Annotated in this window: 18 protein-coding genes and 1 tRNA gene; 10 read left to right on the forward strand and 9 right to left on the reverse strand. The window is 55.2% G+C overall.

The window, feature by feature from the left end:
• The first annotated feature begins 96 nt into the window (after nt 1-96).
• From OOZ53_RS05215 to OOZ53_RS05230, 4 genes are all read left to right on the forward strand, one after another.
• Entirely contained in the window at nt 97-822 is a 726-nt protein-coding gene (locus OOZ53_RS05215; RefSeq protein WP_271088267.1) for an outer membrane protein, read from the forward strand.
• Nucleotides 823-1,022: 200 nt separating this feature from the next.
• Nucleotides 1,023-1,694 (forward strand): invasion associated locus B family protein, encoded by a 672-nt coding sequence (locus OOZ53_RS05220; protein ID WP_271088268.1) that lies wholly within the window; start codon nt 1,023-1,025, stop codon nt 1,692-1,694.
• A gap of 235 nt (nt 1,695-1,929) precedes the next feature.
• Complete coding sequence (locus OOZ53_RS05225; RefSeq protein ID WP_271088269.1) at nt 1,930-2,178, forward strand: hypothetical protein; 249 nt, start codon at nt 1,930-1,932, stop codon at nt 2,176-2,178.
• A gap of 161 nt (nt 2,179-2,339) precedes the next feature.
• On the forward strand, nt 2,340-2,588 hold the full coding sequence (locus OOZ53_RS05230; RefSeq protein ID WP_271088270.1) for a hypothetical protein: 249 nt from the start codon (nt 2,340-2,342) through the stop codon (nt 2,586-2,588).
• Nucleotides 2,589-2,655: 67 nt separating this feature from the next.
• Here OOZ53_RS05230 and ppk2 read toward each other — a convergent pair whose 3' ends face one another.
• Complete coding sequence (gene ppk2, locus OOZ53_RS05235) at nt 2,656-3,573, reverse strand: polyphosphate kinase 2 (RefSeq protein WP_271088271.1); 918 nt, start codon at nt 3,571-3,573, stop codon at nt 2,656-2,658.
• A 319-nt stretch (nt 3,574-3,892) separates the two neighbouring features.
• Here ppk2 and OOZ53_RS05240 point away from each other — a divergent pair, with 319 nt between their 5' ends.
• Together OOZ53_RS05240 and OOZ53_RS05245 are read left to right on the forward strand one after the other, a co-directional pair.
• The gene (locus OOZ53_RS05240) at nt 3,893-6,079 is read left to right on the forward strand and encodes a hypothetical protein (protein ID WP_271088272.1); all 2,187 of its coding nucleotides are present in this window, start codon (nt 3,893-3,895) and stop codon (nt 6,077-6,079) included.
• A gap of 74 nt (nt 6,080-6,153) precedes the next feature.
• Nucleotides 6,154-12,312, forward strand: coding sequence for an SIR2 family protein (locus OOZ53_RS05245; protein WP_271088273.1), 6,159 nt, complete (start codon nt 6,154-6,156; stop codon nt 12,310-12,312).
• A 125-nt stretch (nt 12,313-12,437) separates the two neighbouring features.
• Here OOZ53_RS05245 and OOZ53_RS05250 read toward each other — a convergent pair whose 3' ends face one another.
• On the reverse strand, nt 12,438-13,880 hold the full coding sequence (locus OOZ53_RS05250) for a uracil-xanthine permease family protein (protein WP_271088274.1): 1,443 nt from the start codon (nt 13,878-13,880) through the stop codon (nt 12,438-12,440).
• 432 nt (nt 13,881-14,312) lie between these two features.
• Between OOZ53_RS05250 and OOZ53_RS05255 the strand changes: the two genes are divergently transcribed.
• Nucleotides 14,313-16,088 carry an SLC13 family permease gene (locus OOZ53_RS05255; RefSeq protein ID WP_271088275.1) on the forward strand — a complete coding sequence of 592 codons (1,776 nt, stop codon included), beginning with the start codon at nt 14,313-14,315 and terminating at the stop codon, nt 16,086-16,088.
• A 78-nt stretch (nt 16,089-16,166) separates the two neighbouring features.
• Here OOZ53_RS05255 and OOZ53_RS05260 read toward each other — a convergent pair whose 3' ends face one another.
• The 7 genes from OOZ53_RS05260 to OOZ53_RS05285 form a co-directional block, all read right to left on the reverse strand.
• Nucleotides 16,167-17,042, reverse strand: a complete 876-nt coding sequence (locus OOZ53_RS05260; protein ID WP_271088276.1) for an amidohydrolase family protein — start codon at nt 17,040-17,042, stop codon at nt 16,167-16,169.
• Nucleotides 17,043-17,153: 111 nt separating this feature from the next.
• Nucleotides 17,154-17,229: transfer RNA gene (locus OOZ53_RS05265), tRNA-Lys, on the reverse strand.
• Between the two features lie 175 nt (nt 17,230-17,404).
• Nucleotides 17,405-17,629: a tyrosine-type recombinase/integrase gene (locus OOZ53_RS26490; protein ID WP_425499112.1), complete on the reverse strand. Its 225-nt coding sequence runs from the start codon at nt 17,627-17,629 to the stop codon at nt 17,405-17,407.
• A gap of 146 nt (nt 17,630-17,775) precedes the next feature.
• Nucleotides 17,776-17,919 (reverse strand): hypothetical protein, encoded by a 144-nt coding sequence (locus OOZ53_RS05270; RefSeq protein ID WP_271088277.1) that lies wholly within the window; start codon nt 17,917-17,919, stop codon nt 17,776-17,778.
• Between the two features lie 109 nt (nt 17,920-18,028).
• Entirely contained in the window at nt 18,029-18,526 is a 498-nt protein-coding gene (locus OOZ53_RS05275) for a hypothetical protein (protein ID WP_271088278.1), read from the reverse strand.
• A 24-nt stretch (nt 18,527-18,550) separates the two neighbouring features.
• On the reverse strand, nt 18,551-19,222 hold the full coding sequence (locus tag OOZ53_RS05280) for a hypothetical protein (RefSeq protein WP_271088279.1): 672 nt from the start codon (nt 19,220-19,222) through the stop codon (nt 18,551-18,553).
• Nucleotides 19,223-19,373: 151 nt separating this feature from the next.
• Complete coding sequence (locus OOZ53_RS05285) at nt 19,374-20,006, reverse strand: tyrosine-type recombinase/integrase (RefSeq protein ID WP_271088280.1); 633 nt, start codon at nt 20,004-20,006, stop codon at nt 19,374-19,376.
• Between the two features lie 272 nt (nt 20,007-20,278).
• Between OOZ53_RS05285 and OOZ53_RS05290 the strand changes: the two genes are divergently transcribed.
• The 3 genes from OOZ53_RS05290 (at nt 20,279) to OOZ53_RS26515 (ending at nt 22,706) form a co-directional block, all read left to right on the forward strand.
• Complete coding sequence (locus tag OOZ53_RS05290; RefSeq protein ID WP_271088281.1) at nt 20,279-21,469, forward strand: porin; 1,191 nt, start codon at nt 20,279-20,281, stop codon at nt 21,467-21,469.
• Between the two features lie 302 nt (nt 21,470-21,771).
• Nucleotides 21,772-22,098, forward strand: coding sequence for a hypothetical protein (locus tag OOZ53_RS05295; protein ID WP_271088282.1), 327 nt, complete (start codon nt 21,772-21,774; stop codon nt 22,096-22,098).
• A gap of 389 nt (nt 22,099-22,487) precedes the next feature.
• Nucleotides 22,488-22,706, forward strand: coding sequence for an AlpA family phage regulatory protein (locus tag OOZ53_RS26515; protein ID WP_425499110.1), 219 nt, complete (start codon nt 22,488-22,490; stop codon nt 22,704-22,706).
• Nucleotides 22,707-23,409 lie beyond the last annotated feature (703 nt).

Consider the following 23,409-nt stretch of genomic DNA (forward strand, 5'->3'; position numbering starts at 1 on the left):
ATCTTGCCCTCATGTCAATTCTCATCGTTTCAATAAGATTAACTTTCTATTAATAATTGTTTCTGTTGAACGATTTATTGGGGCAGGATCATCGTTATGAGTATTCGCACAGTTTTCGGCGCAGCCGCAGCCTCGCTTATGCTGTTGGTTAGTGCACAGGCAGCAGACGTTATCGTGGAAGAGGTGGTTGTCGCACCGGCGCCGCCGCCGCCAAGCAACTGGACCGGTTTCTATGCGGGCCTTCACGCTGGTTATGGATGGGGTAACAGCGACTGGAGCTTCCAGCCCGGTTCATTCTGGAGCAATCCGCCTGTTACGGGCGGCTCGACGTCACCCGATGGATTCATCGGCGGTGGACAGGTCGGCTACCTGCATCAGAATGGTGACCTCGTGTTCGGTGTCGACATCTCGGCATCATATGCCGATCTGGATGACACCATCGCATCACCCGCATTTCCGGCATTTGATACCTGGCAGACGGAAATCGATTTCCTTGCCCTCGCGCAACTGCGGGCCGGCTATGCCTACGACAAATGGCTGATTTTTGCACAAGGCGGTTACGCCGGTGCACATGCCGAAGCGACGGGCACCGCCCTGTTCGGCTTCGGCGCCAGCGACTCGAACTGGCACAATGGCTGGACTGTCGGCGGCGGTGTTCTCTACAAGCCGGGCCAGAACTGGTCGTTCGGCGCCGAGTACAACTACATCGACCTGCAGTCGCAAAACTACAACATGTCGGTTTTCGGTGGCAACGACCCGGCAAGCATCAGTCACGACATCCACGCGGTCAAGGCGACGCTGAATTTCCATTTCGGCAACTGATCGCCGCAAACATCCGATAGGAAGGCGGGCTCCGCGGGGCCCGCCTTTTTGTTGCCCGGACCCCGCGCACAGGAAAAACGCTCTCCGCGATCACTTAATGTAACGCCGGCTTAACAACCGGTCACAAGCGGCGCGGCGGCCATCAAATTGCCGCCGTTCATTTCGACGCTGCGGTTTTTGACCGAGCCCGAAGAATTGCCATGCGCCTTCCGATCATCATTTTTATCGTCGCGGTCGCCTTGGGCGCCGCTGTCACCGCATATATCGCGCCCAACGACAGGCTGAACAGCCTGGTCGAGCAAATGCCGGAAGGCCTTCGCGCCGCCTGGGCAAAAACCGAGGTGATCGAGGATCTGTTCACCCATCGGGCCGTCACCTTCCCGTCCGCCGAGGGCGACAAGCCCCAATCGAAACCGCGCCGCCAGAGCCCGATTCCGCCGGCCTCCGGCATCACCATCGGCCACTGGCGCTACAATTGCGACGAGGAAGCGCGCAAACGGTCCGACTGCTCGATCACCCATCAGGTGGCCGAGGGCGACGGCAATGTGCGCTTTTCCTGGCAGATTGCCATGGAGCCCGGCGGCGGGTTCCGCTCGACCTGGCAAACCGCCACCGGCGTGCGTGTCGACCGGGGCATCGTGTTCGAGGCGGGCGACGAAAAACCGCTAACCCTGCCCTATTCGTCCTGCGTGGACCGCTATTGTGAATCGGCAACCGAACTTGACGACAAATTCGTCGAGGCGCTTTTGCAGGCCGACCGCGCCAGCGCAACCGTGCATGACCCGCTGGACCGGCCCGTCAAATACACGATCAGCGTCGACGGACTTGCGGCGAGCCTCCGCATGCTCGGAGACGAGAGCAATCGAATTTGACGCCCGACCAGTCAATACTGTCCACAGTTTAATCGACCCTACTGTGTTATTGTGACACAAGTCGTTGGCAATACTCTTCTTTGTATCGTCTTGACGACTTGACCTTGGGAACGGGAGTTTCGATACTGCCTGCGCGGCGCCGTTGTGAACACAAGAACGGCAACTGGCAAAGCGGTAACAACACGCCGGTGCGAAAGCAACGGACTTTGGGGACGGCAAACACAGGAGTAATTCGATGAGGGCTTTGGTAATTGCGGTTCTGGCAGCCGCGACGTTGACGGCTTGCACAACCGCCGAGAAGACGGCAAGCGGTGCGGGCATTGGTGCCGCCGTGGGTGGCGCAGTCTCCGGCAGCGCCGGCGGCGCGGTTGTAGGCGCACTGATTGGCGGCTTCGGCACCTATCTCGCCGAAACCGGCGACGGAATGTGCCAGTACCGCAACTCCAGGGGACAGGTCTACACGGCCCGCTGCCACTGGCTCTAGAAAAAGATCCGAGAGCGGCCTGTACACGCGACAGGCCGTTCCCGACGATCGTGACTTTTTCCGGTCTCTCCAAGAGACCGCAGCCCGAGTTTCGGTGCAAAGCCGGTTGCGCACCACGGCAACGGGACAGCGTGAATATCCGGCATCAGAAGGATGAAAAGATGAGAGCTTTGGTCATTGCGGTTCTTGCTGCCGCAACACTGACGGCGTGCACGACCACTGAAAAGACCGCGACCGGTGCTGGAGTGGGCGCTGTCGTCGGCGGCGCGGTCACGCGCAGCGCCGGCGGTGCAGTCGTCGGCGCACTGATCGGCGGCTTCGGAACCTATCTCGCGGAAACCGCGGACGGCCGCTGCCAGTACCGCAACTCTCGTGGGCAGGTCTACACCACGCGCTGCCACTACCGTTAGCGCATGCTCCGGAAGGCGCCCAGCGTCTTCCGGGTGCTTAACCGGCCGGTATCCGGCGAATTTCCGCTCAGTATTTCTGCGGCACGTATAGCTCGTGCGGTAGCACCTTTCGCTCGTAGTCGGGATTGAAAACCCGATCCGGGAGCGAAACGTCCTCATGGTCGACATCCGTGTAGGGAATCTGCTGCAGGAAGTGGTCCATGCAGTTCAGCCGTGCCCGCTTCTTGTCGTTGCCCTCGACGATGTACCAGGGGGCTTCGGGAATGTTCGTACGCGCGAACATCTCCTCCTTTGCCTTGGTGTAGTCCTCCCAGCGCACCCGTGACTGCAGGTCCATGGGGCTGAGCTTCCACTGTTTGAGCGGGTCGTGGATGCGCATGAGGAAGCGAAGCTGCTGCTCCTCATCCGTGATCGAGAACCAGTATTTGATGAGGATGATGCCGGACCGCACGAGCATGCGTTCGAATTCCGGAACGTCACGGAAGAACTGCTCGACCTGATCTTCCGTGGAGAAACCCATCACCCGTTCGACACCGGCGCGGTTGTACCAGGAACGGTCGAACAGAACGATCTCGCCGCCGGCCGGCAAATGCGGCACATAGCGCTGGAAATACCATTGCGTCTTTTCACGGTCGTTCGGCGCCGGCAGGGCCACGACACGCGCGATACGCGGGTTGAGACGCTGCGTTATACGCTTGATGACACCGCCCTTCCCGGCCGAATCGCGCCCCTCGAAGATGACAACGATTTTCGACTTCGTGTGCTCGACCCAGTCCTGCAGCTTGATGAGCTCCGATTGCAGCGTCAGAAGCTGGCGGAAATACTGGGCGCGCGGAATGGTCGGCGGATGCATCTGCCTGTAAATGCGGCGAATTTCCAGCGACAGAGCCGGTTCCGACATTTCCAGCTCATAGTCCTCGTCCAGTGTGTCGGCGAGTTCTGCCTCCAGCCAGTCCATATTCTCTTCGTCGCGCTCCGGCGCCATATTTGTCTCCCTTGACCCGCTGACGAAAGCGTCGTGCCATTTCAGCCGCATGGCTCGTCACATCCAGCAGCCCTAACCCAGTAGCATCACAAAAATGCAACGGAATTGCATCGGTTTCAACGCCGTGGTGCCTGTCTGTGAAAACTCCATCTGCGGGAAAATACTACGTACGAGAAGAGCGCCATTGTTTCCGGCCTTTGCAACCCAAACATCGGAAATCGGCCCTTGTTATTGCTGAAGGCCTAATAGCAATGGTTCAGTCGATTTCTAAAGTGCACCCTTATGTTGTATTCAGGGTGCGAGTGGAGGTTTTTTTTCTATGGTGGGACGAAAAGTACTGCTTCTGGGTGATACGAGTATTGACTGCTTCATTCTGCACGATGCACCGAAACCGCCAAACAAGAAGAACGCGGAGCGGCCCGATTGGCAACGGCACAGGCAATGGCGAAGCTGGATGCTGCCCGGCGGCGTGCACATGGCGCAAAGTTTCCTCGATGATCTTGGCATTGAGGCCGACATCTGCGGACCGACGCGGATAAGCACGGGGAAAAAGGCCGTCACGCGTCTGGCGTCCCTTGCAACCCTCCGATACGTGGAAAGCAAAGACGGCAGGATCGTCAAGACTGACGAACCCATCGGGCCCCGGCAGAACAAGGTCCGCATTGCAAGTCTGGACGGATATCAGGACATTGTGACCTTTGCCGCAGCCAAAGGAAGCGCACCAAATAGAGGTTTCGGCCTCCTGCCGGAGGGCATTCCCAAACAGTTCGAGCTTGATGGCAAATTTGATGATCTGGCCGATTATGATGCGGTGATTATCAACGATGCGGGAGACCAGTTGCGGAAGGAATGTGCTGCGCTTGTAAAAAAAGCGCTCTCCCGCGCGGCAAAACGCCCTGAAAAACCTGTGATCATAAAGATGCACCAGCCCCTGCTGAGCGGCGCGGTCTGGAAAGAAATGGACAAGCTGCGCCCGGCAAACGCGGTTCTGATACTCGGCGCCCAGGATTTGAGGGAATACGGTATCGAACTGAACCACTGCCTCTCATGGGATGCGGTCGTGGACGACATCGACAGTGCAATCAACGGCAATCCGGGTATTCAGTCCATACTGGATACAGGTTGCCAACTTGTCGTCCAGTTCGATGTGGAAGGAGCAATCTGCATTGGATCCTATAAAACTGGTGTTCGCAGGACGCTGATTTTCGATCCGACATTGCATGAGGGCGCGGTCGAACAGCGCAATGAGGGAACACTGATCGGCAAGATGAACTGTTTTCTCGCCCACATGACATCCGCCCTGATCGCCGAAAAAGTGTCTGGTCACGAACAGGTGGCGAATGCCTGCCTTAACGCCCTTCGCGGTGCGCGCAGCTATGCCGAAAAGACGATGACCCTCAAAATGGCAGGAAAAAGCAAGGATGCCACGGCTGGAGAACTGAAAGGTCCCAAGCTCGAGAGACAGCCAAAAAAGGGCAACTATCGAAGTATTGTGCTCGAACCACTCCTGAAGGAGAGCCGTTGCTACGACAAGCGGGCGTTGATCCACCAGATGACCGCGGAATTGGGTATTCCACAATTAGCAAAACGCGTCGTCCTGGAGGGAAAGAAGATACTTGATCGATATCCTGTGGGTCGCTTCGGAGATCTTATCGTGGTCGACAGGTCGGAAGTGGAGGCCTATCGCGCCATCAGCCGTCTGATCAGCCAATATCTGGACAATGCGAAGGACACGAAACCCCTGTCCATCGCCGTTTTTGGTGCACCGGGATCCGGCAAGTCCTTCGGTGTCAAGCAACTGGTGGACAAGCACGAAGTTCCCATCCGCGAATTCAACCTGTCCGAAGCCCAGCAGTCTGACCTGCCAGGGTACTTTCATGAAATCAGGGACTACAACCTGGCCGGGGAAACACCGCTCTGTTTCTTTGACGAATTCGACAGCCAGGGAAAATCGCTTGTCGCAAGTTTTCTAGCGCCCATGCAGGACGGGAAATTCAGGCAGGGCGCACGGGTACACCCGATCGGCAGAGGCATATTCGTATTCGCCGGCGGCACCTCAAGAAATTACGCCGAATTCTACTCACCGAGCAAACATGACAGAGACAACGATGCCGGTTCGTCGTTAACGTCCGGCCCGTCGGACGAAGACCTCAAGATTCCGGATTTCAGCTCACGGCTCAGAGGATATATCGATATCGGAACCCTTGACGCAGCCGGAGACCTGTACCCTTTGCGAAGAGCCATCTTGTTGCGAACCTTCATTGAAGAGCTGATGCCGGGCATCATCGGGCCGGATGGTGAAGCCGCGATCGCCGACAATCTCCTGCACGCATTTCTGACGTGCGAAGAATATGTTCACAGCGCCCGTTCGATCGAGCAGATCGTGCGAATGTCCTCGAAGGGCAAATGGACGGTTCGGTTTTCGGTTTCAGATTTACCGGAGCCAAATCAATTGCGGCTGCACACTGATCCGAAACGCTTCAAGCAACTAACGCACATGCATTAGTCAAAGTAGTTCACAGTTGTAACAATTTTCGGTTGCGTATACCCTGAACTCAATACTCTGGGGAGGGGTAACAGTTGGATAGAACCTGGAGAAACGCGCATGAACTGCGCGAGTACGAGTTGCAGCAGTGGCCGTATTCTGTTCATTCCATAGACGAAACTTTGGACGTCGAGCGGATCGAGGGACGTGCCAAACAGCTTCTCTTTCAAGCCTTGAACAGACGCAACCTGGTCGCCTTTGTCGGATCAGGCGTGCCCATCGCCTACGGGCGGCTGTCCTGGTCGGAATGGCTGGCGAAGCAATCAAAGAATATCAAGAAACTCAGCAAAGCATACAAAACATGTGCCAAAGCATCTGAATTATTTATTGAACGGCACTTAAATATAATAAAACTGGAAAATTCTAGAGATATTTTTGACAAAAGTGAATTAAAAATAATTGAAAACTATATAAATACACGCTGCTGGGAAATAAATTACTTCAGAAAAGAGCTGAACAGGATCAGCTATACAATGGATCGCATGTCGGGTGAGGAAGATCCATTTCTGCAGACTGAAATGCAAGTGGTATTCGAAGTCGCGTCAAAATTGCAAGAGATGCTTCTTGATGCATCCGAATTGTTTATCGAGAAAGGCAAGGATGGAAACTGGAAACTTGCGGAGGGTGATTGGCACCTATGCGGTTTCAATCCACGTCTGCCTCACGCAAGGGCACCGATAGATATCTCCAGAATTTTGGATCGAGTGAGCGAAAATGCAAGAACAATTGTAAGGGGCATGTCGGCCAGACGACGCAAAAATTACCTGCGCCTAAAAAGGAAATACAAGCGCGCGCTAAGGGACTTGGTCTCCGCGATCGATGATCCTGCAACCAGCCTGTCAGTGGAAGACTTCGCAAAACGTTTGCTCGTGGACGAATGCGCCCACGCTGAGGGAATATTGGAAGTGGGCCTCACAAGGGCTGATGGCAAACACCCTCCGGAGATAGCCGATTTCCTGCAATATATTCGAGAGTACGGAGCGGGTAACAGTGGTTCAAACCTTAGGCGGAATATCAGGGGAATAAGGGAAGATCCGAGCCGATTTTGGTCCCTCGCCTACTTCAGAACCAACTATTTCCTGAAGAGACTTCAGTTAAACGAGAAAGCCACTCTAGACGAGTTTTTTGCAGGCCCTTGGCGAACCGCAATTGAAATCATCGGAAATTCCGCCAAGGAAAACAAAACGAAAACGGCTGGCGGCCTCGAGCGCAGGTTCATTTCTCCCACGCACCGGTTTACCCTTGCGCTCATATTGAAACTGATGAGCGGCACCGACAAAGGTGAGAAATTCATCAAAGACGAGTTCAGCAAATCGCCACTACCCGACGAGCAAGACGAGGGCGCGGGCTTGGACGAGCGCGAAGACGAACACAGCATCAAACAACAAGAGTTTGAATCGCGGAGGAGTCTGATTGACGATGAGCTCGACCCTCTCGCGAAATGTGCGCTGACGCTCGGCATCCGGCACTACCTGACCACAAACTACGATCTGGAAATCGAGCGCTATTTTCGCGACCGCGGGTACCAGCATTTTTCAGATAAGAAGCGTGACACCAGCGTCGAGCCACAGGAAATCCGACGCCAGAACCAGAAAAACTACCCGACCGACCAACTGGGCGGTTTTTTGAAGGACGACGCTTTCGAACCCAGGCAGGCAAGCGAACTTGTCGCCTTTTCCGTGGACCAGGACAATGCCGATGCCGCTGTTTTTCATTTGCATGGCAGGGCGACAAGGGATTCGAATCTGGTCATCACCGAACGCAACTACATGGACCTGTACCTGCGCAACGACAAAAACCGGGACACGGTCAATGAGAGCATTCGGGTCGCATTCTCGGCCAACCCTCTGCTCTTCATCGGCCTCGGCATGAATGAGGCCGATTTGATGCGCCCCTTCCGGGAATTCATGTCCAATCGTGACCGTCAGTTGGGCCGGACCGCAATCGCGCTGTCGCCTGGCATGGACAGCAAGGAGAAGCGCGCGCAGCACGCATCCCTCAGATACGTTCGCTATGGCGCGCATACAATTTTCTATGGAGATGCATGGGTCAAAGACGGAGAAAAATATAAAAAAATCGATTGGCTGCACCGCATAATGAAATTGCTGAAAGCTATTTCAGACGTCAACAAAGAAACCAAAAGAAGGCGCTTAAGCAGCAATGAAATATTCAATCGCATTGATAAATCAGTTGGAAAATGTGAAATTCGAAATGAAAATGGTGAAACATCTTATCAAAATGCGCTTGATTTAATATTCGATGGACTAGATCGCAAAAAGAAAAACGCGCAATACATAGTAAAAAACACCAAGTTTACTAAATGTGCCTTTATTTGCGAGCAGCTAAAATCCAAAAAGGATGTATCAAACGAATTATTCGAAACGCATGCTGAACGCCACCGAGAATCAATCGATTTTGAACTCGAATTCATACCCGAGTTGCTGAGGATAGCGATCCGCGGAACCTCCGGTAAAAGCGTCGAGGACAAAAAACGCGATATCGAAGCAATGAAAATCGCGATTGACGGGGTAACGTCATCAATCCTGACCGCATCCATGTGCATTTCCCTTGAGGAACTGGAACGCGAGCGGAAGGACTGGTGGCACCTGTGGCAGGCCGGTCCGCCGGTTCGCGTTCCGCAGTTCAGAATGAAGGAGGATCATCCGCGACCGATTTTGCCGACTCACAGCCAACGCGGTGACATACACCTGCCAAACCGCTTCATTCGGCACGAGCTCGATAACACCATAACGAGACACAAAGATCAGGACGGTACCGTAGAACCGAGCGAGAGAAGCGCCTACAGCAACTTGCCGGTAACCGGCGTTCTGCCGTTTGACACGTTCATAAACGCCACCTGGAGCCGGATGCGTCAAGACCAGGATGCGGTTCTGAGCGGAAAGGATAGGGCTCGACGGTTGCATGTCATTGCAGCGCATCGAGGATCCGGCAAGGGAATATTCCAGTCGACGCTTTCGACCAACAGGGGAATGCAGGCCTATATCGAAGCGAACTGGCCCGGTGCGGTCACCGGTGGCAACTCCCCGATCTATGCAACGGCAAGCTTCATTAATCTCAGCTTTTCCAGCGAAGTCGCCTCGACCTTCGACATGCTCGAAGGCTCGGTCTGGTATGCTGCGATGCTAGCGGAGAAAGATGCGTGGGCAATCTCAGGTGCCAGGCCGGGACAAGATCTTGACGAGGACATAACGAGAAGGGTCAAGGAAAAGCAGGTCGCGCAGGAAGGCATTTCTCGTATTCGACGCCTGGAAGCCGCGTTTCGCCTGTTCGCCGAGCGCGCGGGAAAGCATCGGCGGAATGTTCGCCTACTCGTTTGCATAAGCGCAACCGAACTTCTTCATTATCCCGGCGGGCTTGTAAAAAACCGTGAAATCGAACAGGTGCTGAATTTGCTGGTCGGCGAGAAAAGCCGGGACTGGCCGATCGATGTTGTGCTGGTAACGGGCGAACGAACGGTTTCCGAAACTCTGGCGCCATCCACACCCTTTCTTGAAAAATACAGAGCTGCGGTCAACGAAAATTCAAATGAAGGTCCAGAGCAGGGTCATCCCCTGCTGTTCGTCCCAACGATGCGCCCCGACATCAATCCGCGGGGCCTGCAGAACATCTGCCGCCGCATGGATCGGATAAACCTCGATTTCGCCGGCATGATGCCGGAGCCTCAGCCTGAAAGTGCAAGAGGCGCCCTGGAGCAACAAATTCCCGAGACAAAGCCCGGAACATCTCCGCAGCGGCCCCATCATGCGGGAGAAATCGCCTATGTGCACTTTATGCGCACGGTCAAGCCGGAGCGCCTTCTGGTGGACAACTTTTTTCCGCTCGCGGTCGTTTTGTTCTTCGGATTCGTGAAAGAGAACGCGGTCGAAGAAGAGCCGATGATCGAGGACGTTCTCAAAAAGGGCATAGGCGCGTTTCGTTTCGATAAAACAGATCGGGAGGATGTGTTTAAGACGCCAGACCCCGCGGAAAGCTACAGGCAATTGTCTTCTAGAAAGGACGACGAAATTGCCGAACAGTTCTGGAAATGGCAGGACGATTGCAAATCGGATCTTGGACAGGATTACACGGATTTATTTGCCGCTGGAGTTCAGCATGATCTGAAATCTGCGCGAGAGCTTTTGCTCAAGCGATATCGGGTTGAGAACAAAGTCAGCCAGAAGCCAAGTCGGGCGCTTCGCGAATGGCGCGATATCCGCGCATTGCTTGCCAACAATCGTTATTGCCTGACAATATTGCTGGCCTGTGCCCAGCGCATAGCCTTGAGCCAGGATACTCTCGGCGAGGCTTGTGAGGCAGCGGAAGCGTTTATCCGCAATACCGTCGACCATGTCAAAACGGTCAGCGCCGAGAAACGCGAAGAAGTCGTCTTGTCCGATGTTCTGGACGCCTATGAAGCGTTTGACCGTGTTGGCCATCCGTCGGACGACATCAGGCTGCACCTGTGCCTCTTGCGTCATCTCGGTGTCATGGTGGGGCCGTGCAGCGCCGACGTGCTGGCACAGGTGCCGGAGATACGCCACTATTTCGAGAATATCTATGTCGGCAACGATCGGCTTCGCATCGAGCGCATCAACGAAGCGCTGACGGAACTGGCCGAGCGCGGCCTTGTTTTTCGGCTCAGGCCGCATCCCCGGCTGATAAACCGGTACAATATGCTGAAGCGAAGGGGGAAACATCGCAAAAAGGAACAGTATTACGGCCCCGAAAACAATCCCGAAACAACCTACCGTTACGCACTTCACCGACTCATGCAGGCCCACGTGACACGAAAAATGGGCAGCGGTCCGCGGGATGCCGCTCACTTCAACAGCTATGCACCATCGCTGTTCGCCTCCATGCCCAGCGACCTACCGCGTCTCAACCATGAGGCTTATACGTTCCTTGGCTCCTTGCTCGCCAACCTGTCGCAATATCCCGATCACCGTGCCGCAATGCCTGGCCCTGAAAACTGGCACTACGCAAAAACGCCGCTCAACACACAGATACAGGCACTGAGAGCGGCGCTGGGCGTTGTGCGCAGCTCGTTTTCCATTGCCGTGGTTTCCAGGTTTGAAGACTACAGCTATCTTGGCGAGCATGATGTTTCGCGTCGCGGTTACTTCGAAGAATACCGCGTTCAGGTTCGTTGGCTCATCCGCAAAGCCTACGAACTTCTTGATCGGAGTTCCGACAAGCCGCTGAGGGATTATGACCCGTACAGCACCGAGTTCGCACACATCAATGCATTCTACGCTGATGAAGTCGTCTGGCTCTACAATGAATGCGGTGTGGTCAATCTCGTACAGGGCAATTTGTCGGATGCGGTATCCCTGCTCCGCCAGGCGATTACCATCAACCGCCGCATCGAGGGCCAAATGGATGGCGGTGCGCAGCACAACCGCATTTCGCTGAATCTCGCAATCGCGCAGCTCGAGCGCGGCAGGCTGACGGCCGCACGCTCGCGGCTGACCGCGATTTGCGGCAGCGAAGAGCAAAAATCACAGCGCAAAGGCAGGGTCTGGCACATCGCTCATGGATATCTGGGGCTGGTGGATCATCTGATGGGCAATATCGACAGCGCCCGTCGGCACTACGAAAGGGCAATCCGTGTCCTGGATATTTATGGAGATACGCGCGCCTGCGCCATCTTCTATCGCCATGCCGGCGACATCGAGCGCGCGCAAGGCGATTTCGACAAGGCCAAGAGCAACTTCCGCAGCGCGTTGGCATTTGCTGAAGCCGGCGGACATGAGGATGTTCACAAACGCGTACGTCTTTCAATGATCCGGGCGGACATAGCTGCGTCTGTCGCCGATGGCAGGCGACCCGAAGTCACGCAGGTAATGGTGGAGTTGAAGATGGTCGGTGACTATGCCGACATAATGGAGATGCCGTCATTGCGGGTCGATGTCGATCACGTGCGCGCCGAGCTGCTCCTAGCGGATGGCGAAACGACATTGGCCGGCGAATTGCTGTCGCGAAATCTCACAATAACCAAACGCAATGAAATGTATCTGCGCATGAACGGCACCCTTACACGATACGCGGAAGCGCTCCATCTGCGCGGACTCAGCGATCAGGCGAATTCAATCCTGTTCTCCTCTCTGGAGATCGCCAAGCGGACGAGTAGCCAGGCCGAGATCAATGCTGTGGAGTCGGTATTCGAGAAACTGAATCCGACCGGCGCAAATTAGATTGCCAGTCATCAGAAACCCGGATTGCAAGGGTATCGGACCGTGACGGCGCACAACCGCTGAACAAACAGCGATGAGCGCTTTGTGGAACGAGCCCCGCCGGCAACGGCGGGGCCCTTGTTTTGTCAGCTTTCGTCCGGCTTGGGGATCGATCCCTGCATATGGCCGGACAGGCCGCCAGAGACTTCCTCGACCGATTCATCGGCCAGTTCCTCCGGCAGGATCAGGTTGAGAACGATGGCGATCAGCGCCGCCGGCAGCAGGCCGGACGTCAGCAGTATGCGCACGGTCTCATGCGTGTACTGGACGGCCATCGGATCGAGCTGAAGCCCGAGGCCGATCGACAATGAAATGGCGAAGATCACCATGTTGCGGCGGTTCCAGTGCACGTCGGACAGCATCGAGATGCCAGCCGCGACCACCATGCCAAACATGACGATGACACCGCCGCCGAGAACCTCGATGGGCACCGTGCGGATGACCGCGCCGACCTTCGGTATCAGGCCGCAGACGATCAGGAAGATCGCGCCGAAGGTCACCACATGACGGCTCATCACGCCCGTCATGGCGATCAGCCCGACATTCTGGCTGAAGGATGTGTTGGGCAGGCCGCCGAAGATGCCGGCAACGGCGGATCCGACACCATCGGCATAGGTGGCGCCGCGGATCTCATGGTCGGTCGCCTCGCGCCCCGCACCACCCTTGGTGATGCCCGAAACATCGCCGACGGTCTCGACAGCCGATACGAACGCCATAAGGCAGAAGCCGATGACGGCGGCGATGGAAAACTCGAACCCGTATTTGAACGGCTGCGGCAGGGCAAAGGCCGCCGCATTGCTCCAGCTGGCCGCGATGGCGTCGGTGGAGATGATGCCGACCAGCAGCGCGTAGACATAGCCGGCGATGATGCCGAGCAGCACTGCCGAAACGGCGAGCATGCCGCGCGCGTAGAATTTCAGCCCAAGCGTCACGACGACAACGACAAGCGCCGCGGACCAGTTGAGCAGGCTGCCATATTCCGGCTGGCTGATCGCCGGAACGCCGCCCGCGGCATACTGGATGCCGACCTTGACCAGCGCCAGCCCGATCATCATGACCACAAGCCCGGTCACGAGCGGCGGCAGCGCAAAACGGACCTTGCCGATCACCGTGCCCAGAAGCGCATGGAACAGGCCGCCGATCAGGACGCCGCCGAACAGCGCGGCAAGGCCGTCAACGCCCTTGCCGGCGACGATCGGGATCATGATGGGCAGGAAGGCAAAGCTCGTGCCCTGCACCACCGGCAGGGCCGCCCCGATCGGTCCGATGGTGATGGTCTGCAGCAAGGTCGCGAGACCGGCAAACAGCATCGACATCTGGATCAGGTAAAGCAGTTCCGGGAAATCCGGCGAGTTCGAGCCGAAGCCGAAGCCGGCGGCACCGGCAACAATGATCGCCGGCGTCACATTGGAGACGAACATCGCCAGCACGTGTTGAATGCCGAGCGGGATCGCCTTGAAAAGCGGCGGCGTGTAGTTCGGGTCTCGAAGCTGTTCCGGGGTCCCCAGTCCCGTGTGGGCATCAGCCATGGCAATTCCTCCCATTGTTGGCCAGATACAAAGATCCCTGCGGGCAGTGCGAAACGGTGCTGCGCGCTGCATGCGTCCAATGGCTGAAAATGCGTATCAGGACTGCCGAACCAACTCCCCTCGGTCCCGACGCCCCGCGCAAATGGGCATAAAACAAACAGCCGGCCCGGCCGGCGCCCGCGCGTTCACAGCTATTCGACTGTGCAAGAATCACTCCCGGGAACACCTTACCGGATGCACACAGTGCGATTTTCAAATTCCCGTTGAAGTACTTTCACACGCGGCGCAAACGATACTGCGATGTTTCAAACGGGCCGCCGGACCGCCTGGTGAAGGATCTGCTCAACCTCATCACCGCGCTTGTTTCCGCTCCCGAAGCTGCTAACGATGAGGCACAGCCATCTGGCGATAGAGGGATGCGGGGGCCGGCATATGAGCATTGCACAAATCGAGCTGTTCGTGCTCTTCGCCGCCGTGTTCGTCATGCTCTTCTGGGGCCGCTGGCGCTACGACCTGGTGGCCTTCAGCGCCCTGCTGGTCGCGCTGGTGCTCGGGCTCGTTCCCACCGATCAGGCCTTTTCGGGCTTCGGCCATCCGGCGACGATCATTGTCGCGCTGGTGCTTGTCGTCTCGCGCGGGCTGCTCAATTCCGGCGCCATCGACATCATCACCCGACGCCTGATCGATGCCGGCCGGCGCACGGCCTCCCATATCGCGGTGATGAGCGGCGTCGGCGCCGTTCTGTCGGCCTTCATGAACAATGTCGCGGCGATGGCGCTCTTGATGCCCGTCGACCTGCAGGCCGCCAGGAAAGCCGGCCGGCCGATCCGCCGCACGCTGATGCCGCTTTCCTTCGCGACGATCCTCGGCGGCATGGTCACGCTGATCGGAACGCCGCCCAACATCATCATCGCCTCCTTTCGCGAACGCGCGCTTGGCGAACCCTTCGGCATGTTCGATTTCTCGCCCGTCGGCGGCACGGTCGCCATTGTCGGCATTGCCTTTGTCGCCCTGATCGGCTGGCGGCTGATCCCCAAGGGAGACGGCGACGACGCGCCGGCGGAAAATCTGCAGACGCTCGAGGGCTACCTTGCCGAACTCGTTGTTCCGGAAGGCTCCAAGGCGATCGGCCAGGAGGTGCGCGATCTCTACCCCGTCGGCGACGAGGACGATGTCGCCATTCTCGGCGTGATCAGGAACGGCAAGCGGCTGGGCGGTTTCTCATCGACCGTCGTGCTGCGTGCCAAGGACATGCTGATCGTCGAGGCCAATGCCGAGGACATCGACGGCTTCCGCGGATCGCTCGGCCTTGAGTTCTTCGGTGAGAAGCCCTCGAGGTCGGAGGCCGCCGGCGACCTGTCGCTGATGGAAGTGGTGGTGCCGCGCGAGGCGCGCATTGCGGGCCGCTCGGCCATTTCCATGCGCCTGCGCGCCCGCCGCGGCATTACCCTGCTCGGCATTTCAAGGACCGGCAAGCGCTTCGCCAAGCGCGTGCGCCACGAGACGGTGCGCGCCGGCGATATCCTGCTGCTACTCGGCCCTGAAGACCGGCTGCAGGATGTCGTCAGCTGGCTGGGCGTCCTGCCGCTCGCCGAACGCGGCCTCAATGTCACGCAGCACCGCAAGGCATGGCTGGCGGTCGGTGTGTTCGCGGCGGCCATCGCCATATCCGCCTTCGGCCTGCTTTACCTCGCGACGGCGCTGGCCATTGTCGTCGCCCTTTATGTCATTCTCGACATCGTGCCGATCCGCAGCGTCTACGACCATATCGAATGGCCGGTCGTGGTGCTGCTCGGCAGCATGATCCCGCTGGGCGTGGCGCTGGAAAACGCCGGCGGCACCGAACTGATCGCCGCCGCCATCGTCGATCTTTCGGCGGGCCTGCCCGCCTGGGTCGTGCTGACCATACTGATGGTGGTCGTCATGACCCTGTCCGACATACTGAACAATACGGCAACCGCCATTATCGGCGCGCCCATCGCCGTCGACATCGCGTCACGGCTCAACGCCAATCCCGACGGCTTCCTGATGGCTGTTGCAGTCGCCGCCTCCTGCGCTTTCCTCACCCCGATCGGCCACAAGAACAACACGCTCATCATGGGCCCCGGCGGCTACAAGTTCGGCGACTACTGGCGCACCGGCCTGCCGCTGGAGGTCGTGGTGGTGGCCGTCTCCGTGCCGGTTATACTGGTGGTGTTTCCGTTGTAAGGCAGATTGCGAAGATAATTCTCCAGAGTAGAACTTATTCCGGATCGGCAAACTGCCACTGTCATTACCAATCGTTATCTAAAGGCGATACACGCGCTCGGCCGTGTCGTTGAAGATGGCCTTTTGCCTGGCTTCCGAAAGACCGGCCGCCCCCTCCCGGAACGCCTTGAAAAGCGCGTGGTAGTCGGTCCAGATTTTTTCAATCGGAAAGTTGGATCCGAACAGGCAGCGCTCGGCGCCGAAGAGTGTCTCGGTCTCGACGATCATCTTCTCGATGAAGTCGTGGTCGTTTCGGTGAATGAACGTACCGAACGCCGACAGTTTGGTGACCACATTCGAACAGGTCGCGAGCCGCTTCATCCCTGTGCGCCAGCGGCTCCAGCCGGCCTCGCTCATATCTTCCAGCATGCCGGCGTGCTGCAGGATGAAGGTCACATCGGGACAGGCTTCGGCAAGTTGCGCCGCATCGGCCATCTGCCCGCTGAACACCTGAAGATCAAAACTCCATCCGTAGTCGGCAAGCCGCGCAACATTGCGCTGCACGACAGAATCGGCCGGCAGGTCGGCGCGCGCGGCAAACCGGTAGAGCGGATTTTCATGCCAGTGCAATTGCTGGCGGATGCCCCGCATGAGCGGATAATCCGTCAGCCGATCAAGCTGGGGCCGCACATCCTCGACCGTGAAATCCGCAAAGCCGACGATGGCGTGCGGCCAGCCGTGTTCATCGGCGACGGACTGTACCCACGCCACCTCGTCGGCAAACCGGTCAGGCGCCCAATTGGCCTGCACATAGACCGATTTCTTGATGCCCGTTCCGCTCAGATCGGCGCGATATTCGTCGATCGGATAGTCGCGCCTGATCGCCGCATAGGGACCGAAAATGCGCGGCTGCTCCGGCCCCATAAGCCAGGGCAAATCTTCTTGCCGCCAGATGTGATGATGTGCATCGATCATGCTGCCCCCGCATGGTTTGCGCAAACGCTCAGGCCGGTTCGGCAACGCCGCCGGCCCCGCAAAATAGCCTCTGCAACCATTATGCAGGAAAAACGCATATCTTGGAAAATCTGGTGGGTGAGCGGGGGCTCGAACCCCGGACCCGCTGATTAAGAGTCAGCTGCTCTACCAACTGAGCTACACACCCAACCTATTGATTTAAGTGACTTTGTTGGCTTATGTGATTTTTCTTAGTCACTTTTTAGTCTCTCCAATGCCCCAATCGGCGCAAGGAGGCTGGCAGGTAGCACAGTCGAGACAGCTTTTCAACAACGGAAGCTATGGACGCATCAACACACAGCTACCACAAACGTCGACATACGCTACTCCTGAAGTGACTGACCAGCACGCCACCCCTCACCCCACATCCTCCCGGCGATCTCCAACTCCTCCGAGCCAACAGCGTTGCCGTAGATAGCGGTGGTAGCGATAGATGCGTGGCCCATCCACTTGGATAGCATATTGAGCGGTATGCCCATGCGCAGCGCATGGACACCATACCCGTGGCGCAATCTCTTGGGGCTGGCCTGAGCGCCTTGAAATATTATTTAATTTCGGAATCGCTAGAACCAATATTTGCATGAACCACGAGAGGCGATGGGAGAATCTGATAGCTGTTTTTTGCTAGCAAAATGGCACAAAAACGGAAAAGGCCCTTGCATTTGCAGAGGGCCTTCTGATTGACTTTGTAAGCTTACCTCAAAGACCAAATAGCAAATATGACACCTATGATAACGCCAGTACCAAGTGCGTTCACGCCAAAGATGTAACCACTGGCCCCGCAGAGCGCCATTGTGCCATAAAATATCTTCTCGCCTTTATCCAAATGGTCAAACATGGATGACTCCTTCCCATCTACCGGAGCGCGCTCAGGCTGAGCGCGCTCCGGAGAATGGCAAGGAGTCTAATGATGATTACTTATCAAACCCTCAATAAAAAAATTTTCTTTATGTAATTTTTCTCTTATCGAAAGTTTGAAAGAAAGGATCAGCAACTCGAATTATATAATATATAATAATAGATGTATAAATTAGATAAACACCAATAGTTAACAAAAATATATGATAAAGAGATTCGCCAATAAATATAGCAAAATCTAAGGGAATATCTCCAAATGTCGAAAACGTGCCGTTTTCTATATCAAATTTAATATTAAAAACTATTGCAACAACTAACAAAACACCAGAACATGGTATAAAGTAAAATTTTCGCAAAGATGTTGGAAGTTTTTCAATTGTCTCTCGCGCTTGTTGCGCTTTATCACTATCATGTATAAATTGCTCTTGTAATACTACGTTTCCATCCAAATCTATTGGAACGGTTTTGATTTCTTTTTCAAATAGCTCATCTGCCATTTGTCGTGTGCATGTGAACGCTGCCACGGTGAGAATGCTTATAGCCGTCGCAAGCGCAATTAGCGCCGCAACCCCAAAAATCGCAGTCACTTAAGTCCCCCCCCTAGTAAGCTATCATGCTACGTTGCGTAGTACATCGATTGAATCGGTTGCATCAACTCGAAGTGGAGCAACAATTCTTTTTGCATACTCCAAGTACTCTTTGAATTTCGTATGCATATCCAGGTCACCATCCGCTAGCTTTCCGGGCGGCACAAATCGGTTGTTGTATGCATGGCACGAATGACGAGGATGATATTTTTCCAACCACATTCCTTGTCCTAAATCCGTGGATATTAGGACAGGGTGCATAGTAAAAAACAGATCAGCTATTTTTCCTATTTTCTCATCAGCATGAGTTTTGCGGAGTTCATAAACCAAAAACTTGTCACCATACTCTGCCATCAAAGGATGCAGTGCACTTAGCGCAGCTTTGTCAGCCTCAATAAGTATGTAACTGATTGAAATACCTCTCGATAACCAACCCCTTAGGCATTTCATCCAGATTTTCTCGTTGGTGGAGTACGCATAATATCCATCGCCGACGATATCAATCTTCGTACCATCGGAGATGTATTTTTCAAATAGTGGCCCTAGGTCTTTTGCAATTGTTGCAACCGGCACATCAATTGGATCAGTAATATTTTTGTACCGTTTAATTTTATCTTTCTTTTTCTGCTTCGCGCTTATTGTGTTTATGGTCAATAAAACGACCAGACCGATCAAAATACCGGCAAAAAAGGCCATCGATTTGCTCCTCCCAGTCCGTTTATTTGATCCCTGTAATTTTGTTTTCTTTGGCAACGGACGGCCTGATGATAGAATTGAAGACCTCTGTGTGCAACAATTTTACGTAGGCATTTGTTTTATTTACAATTTTAACCTGCATATTAAAAAATCATCCCCACATCCTCCCGGCGATCTCCAACTCCTCCGAGCCAACAGCGTTGCCGTAGATAGCGGTGGTGGCGATAGATGCGTGGCCCATCCACTTGGATAGCATATTGAGCGGTATGCCCATGCGCAGCGCATGGACACCATACCCGTGGCGCAGACCCTTGGGGCTGGCTTGCGCCCCATGGATGTCCGCCTTGTCCATAACGCGCTTCACCCACCGATAGCCGGTAATGCGGTTAAGCGGCTGGCCTTGTTTGTACGTCCACAAAGGTATTGGGTAGAAGTTTTCCCGCTCTTTCATGGGAACACGCAGCTCTTTGAGACTGGCGAGGACAACAGACAGCTCCGGCGGTATCGGAACTTCCCTGATGTGGTGCCGGTTGCGTTTCTTGAGTGTCCGGAAAGACAGCAGATCACTCGCAGGATCAATGGAGGTAGTGGTCAATTCAAGTGCTTCAGAGAGCCGACAGCCCGTATAAAGTAACGTCAAGCAAAAAGCCCGCACCGGTAGTCTGGCTTTATTGGCCGCAACCAAGAAGCGTTGGCGTTCGGGTGCATTTATATACAGCCTTTGGTTGCGCTCATCATAAATACGCATCCGTGAATTCATGGAAGCGGTCGTGTTTTGCAACATTATTCTTTCTTTGACTGGCTTTATACTGACCGATATACCACCCTTAGCAGCCGTTGTGGCCAAGGCGCAACACTATTATTCAATAGTGTGTCCCCCTAGAAATATGGAGATTTTTCAGACAGATAGCCAACCGATGACCATGTGATAACACGGGGTTCCGACCTTGCCAAGCAAACAAAGGGCTAAGCAGAGCCGTTTGTGCAAAATTGAATAATATTGTTGCAATTTCGACGGCTCGCCAACTGTCACTTTCATCAGTTGGAGATCAGTTCATGCACCTTAAATCCCTGTTGTTCGCCACTGCCGCCGTGGTTGTGGCTTCACCGGCTCTCTCGGCCGACGCCATCGTGACGGCGGAACCGGAACCCGTTGAATACGTCCGGGTATGCGATGCTTTCGGAGAGGGCTATTTCTATATCCCCGGTTCCGAAACCTGCCTCAAGCTAAGCGGTGAAGTGCGGTTACGTGTCATTGCCGCCGGTGAAAAGACCACGCTCGAATATGACGACGCCACAAGCACCTTCAGCCTTTCCAATGCGGGCGGTGACAGCTACAGCACCAAAGTCCGTGCCCGCCTGACGGTGGACGCCAAAAACGATACCGAGTTCGGCGTTCTGCACAGCAAACTGCGTATTCAGGCGGAAAACGACGGTACGCCCGGCACCGATGCCACCTACGGCATGGATCAGGGCTATCTGCAATTGGGCGGTCTGTTTGCCGGATACAGCGAGTCGGCCTGGGTCTACTCCACCAATGGCGGTGACACCGGTTTTGGCGGCAAGGGTATCTACGACGGCAGCTACGGCTACCAGCAGCGTAACATGCTGCAGTACCAGTTCACCGGAGCCAACTGGTTCGCCGCCGTCTCGCTTGAGGACGACGCCGACAGCACCAGTTGGATGCCGGATGTGGTCGGGCGCCTCGGCGGTGTCGTCGGTGGCTTCACGGTCTTTGGCGTGGTTGGTTATGATCAGGACAATGGCGTTGACGATGATGTCTGGAACGCCATTGGTGGTGCGGCTGCTGGCGCTGGCTCCAGTGAAGTCGGCGTCAAGCTCGGCCTCAATGCCGATATTGGTGCGGCTGGCAACCTGATCGTGCAGGGCTTCTACGCCACCGGCAACACGGCCTATGGCGCAACGCTCGGCTATGCCGGTCAGACTTGGACGCCGGAATGGTCTGTACTCGCCGCCTATGGCCACAAGTTCACGCCGGAAGTGACCGGTTACGTCAACGGTCAATACTTCGCCGACCTTTACACCCCCACGAACGCCAGCGGGTCGGTCGATGCCTGGGCCGTATCCGGCGGGTTTAAGTGGACGCCGGTTGATCAGTTCTCGCTCACCGCGGATGCTCAGTACACCAAGGTTGACGTTGGCTCCTCTGGCATCGCCACTGTCGGTGGCGATCCGCTGATTGATGACGAATGGACGTTCGTGATGCAGCTGGCTCGCAGCTTCTAACCACTACACAGCTTTGGTGCCGGGATTGACCTCCAGTCACCAAATCGGCCCGGCAATTAGCTACCAATCTAGCTGCCGGGCCATCTTTTTTTTTACAATGGTCTGTTCCTTCCAAGGGGCGCACGTACCCGCGCAAACGGAGCAGGGTTAGCGGAGGCGATCGACGGCCTTGCTGACCTTGCAACTCATCCAAATACAGTTACAAATTTATAGTTGCAATATCGAGGCTCTTAACACTTATCCGATAAGGCCGACCGGTAGTTTCAATTGATCGTTTGAGTACGAGAGAAAGGAGGTCGACTATGAGGATTGCTCTGGCTGCAATAGGCGCGACAGCGATTCTTTCCGGTTGCGGGGATAACGCTCCCTATTCGTGTGATAATCGCTACATCAATTCCATGGCGGTCGTGAAAATCCAAGATCTGGTCAAAATGAACCTCAAAGCGCCGTCCACGGCCAAATTTCCGGGTATGAAGGTTGAACGAATAGGTGATTGTGTATGGGGGGCTACTTCCTATGTCGATTCACAAAATGGCTTCGGCGCTACAATCCGAACTGGCTTCTTTGCAACGGTGATCATGGATGAAGAAAATCAGAAATGGGTGCCGGGTAAAGTGGTGTGGCGGTGAGTGTGCGGAAGTTCAAGAAGGCTGGTGTTGTGGTGCTGCCGATTGCCAACATCACTTTCCGCTAGTCTCTTGAATGGAAATGAATGAATGGTGATCAGGCCGCCTGTGCAGAAACCAACCTGGCAAAAATTGTCTGACACGATGTTCTTCAGTTGCAGTCAAAAGTGATTTGGCCTCAGTTAGGCCGGTTGATTGAGCACCAGACGACTTTGACGACCTCGACTGCATCTCACTCAAAAGATGCATCTGACTCAGCCTCAACCATGTTAAGTTGCCAAACTCCCTGGGGCCGATTGTCGAACTCATGGACATCGGCATGCTCTTCATTTCATGGACGCATCGTGATGAGGATACTTTAGAAACGTCAGCTTAAGGAGTTAGTTCTCTTCTTGGCCCAGCACATCGCCAGACTGGAGGCGGTCGGGCAATTTCCCAAACGGGTACCACTCGGCCCCAACAGAGTGGCGTGGATTGAGGGAGAAGTTTTGGAATCGATCCAGGAAGACTGGATCGCAGAGGAGGCCCCAAAACCGCTCCTTAAATGGAGCGTGGATGGCCGGGTGGGCGGGCCCGGTCATCCTTTTCGGCATCGAAAACCAGTCCGTTAACAACCCGAGCCACTGTTGCGACGCACGACCATTCGCCGGACGCATGCGGTGTGAGCCAACCTAGAGAACGACCAATATTTCGCGGACACATATACCCCTGCGAACACAACATCTCCCATAGATAGCTGGTCAGTTTTTGCCGGTTTTCCGCTAGGCCGTACCCCCATGTGATCTAGTGAGTGTAAGCGCCTCACGCATGAAAAGACTGACAACAGGCCACAATTCAAAGACTCTCTCAGTCGAAATCCTACGCGAGCATTCCGAGCACGCTTCCGGCGTGAACCTAGTTATTCCGGGTCTGGCGTTCCTTCATTGGTCAAACATATCGCATGGCTGAAGTCGGGAAGTTGCCTTGATTAGGAACGCATCAGAACGGATCCGAAAAGCCAATTTACCGAAACAAATGCTTCAATTCGATTTTATTGGCCGCACACAACTTCAGGGTACGGAACGAAAGATTTGATTAACCATTAATTGCAAAAGTATCGGTTGTACAAAATAGTGAATACAACTTTTCACAGATGAATTTTTAGATGTGAATATTTCACACAAGGCGCATCCGATGAATTCGACTGGCTTAAAGACCAAGTTTGGCAATCTCATCTTTGCACTGATTCTGAGCATCACGCTCATACGTTCTCCCGGTAGTGGTGCCAGAGCCGATATCATTGTCGATTCCAACAATTCCGAAGGCCAGTCACAG

This window comes from Allohoeflea poritis (genome assembly GCF_027889715.1).
Taxonomy (GTDB): Bacteria; Pseudomonadota; Alphaproteobacteria; order Rhizobiales; family Rhizobiaceae; genus Hoeflea_A; species Hoeflea_A poritis.

Coding starts and splice junctions, on each gene's coding strand:
- OOZ53_RS05215 (WP_271088267.1), top strand. CDS start 97: ATGAGTATTCGCACAGTTTTCGGCGCAGCCGCAGCCTCGCTTATGCTG.
- OOZ53_RS05220 (WP_271088268.1), top strand. CDS start 1,023: ATGCGCCTTCCGATCATCATTTTTATCGTCGCGGTCGCCTTGGGCGCC.
- OOZ53_RS05225 (WP_271088269.1), top strand. CDS start 1,930: ATGAGGGCTTTGGTAATTGCGGTTCTGGCAGCCGCGACGTTGACGGCT.
- OOZ53_RS05230 (WP_271088270.1), top strand. CDS start 2,340: ATGAGAGCTTTGGTCATTGCGGTTCTTGCTGCCGCAACACTGACGGCG.
- ppk2 (WP_271088271.1), bottom strand. CDS start 3,573: ATGGCGCCGGAGCGCGACGAAGAGAATATGGACTGGCTGGAGGCAGAA.
- OOZ53_RS05240 (WP_271088272.1), top strand. CDS start 3,893: ATGGTGGGACGAAAAGTACTGCTTCTGGGTGATACGAGTATTGACTGC.
- OOZ53_RS05250 (WP_271088274.1), bottom strand. CDS start 13,880: ATGGCTGATGCCCACACGGGACTGGGGACCCCGGAACAGCTTCGAGAC.
- OOZ53_RS05255 (WP_271088275.1), top strand. CDS start 14,313: ATGAGCATTGCACAAATCGAGCTGTTCGTGCTCTTCGCCGCCGTGTTC.
- OOZ53_RS05260 (WP_271088276.1), bottom strand. CDS start 17,042: ATGATCGATGCACATCATCACATCTGGCGGCAAGAAGATTTGCCCTGG.
- OOZ53_RS05270 (WP_271088277.1), bottom strand. CDS start 17,919: ATGTTTGACCATTTGGATAAAGGCGAGAAGATATTTTATGGCACAATG.
- OOZ53_RS05280 (WP_271088279.1), bottom strand. CDS start 19,222: ATGGCCTTTTTTGCCGGTATTTTGATCGGTCTGGTCGTTTTATTGACC.
- OOZ53_RS05285 (WP_271088280.1), bottom strand. CDS start 20,006: ATGTTGCAAAACACGACCGCTTCCATGAATTCACGGATGCGTATTTAT.
- OOZ53_RS05290 (WP_271088281.1), top strand. CDS start 20,279: ATGCACCTTAAATCCCTGTTGTTCGCCACTGCCGCCGTGGTTGTGGCT.
- OOZ53_RS05295 (WP_271088282.1), top strand. CDS start 21,772: ATGAGGATTGCTCTGGCTGCAATAGGCGCGACAGCGATTCTTTCCGGT.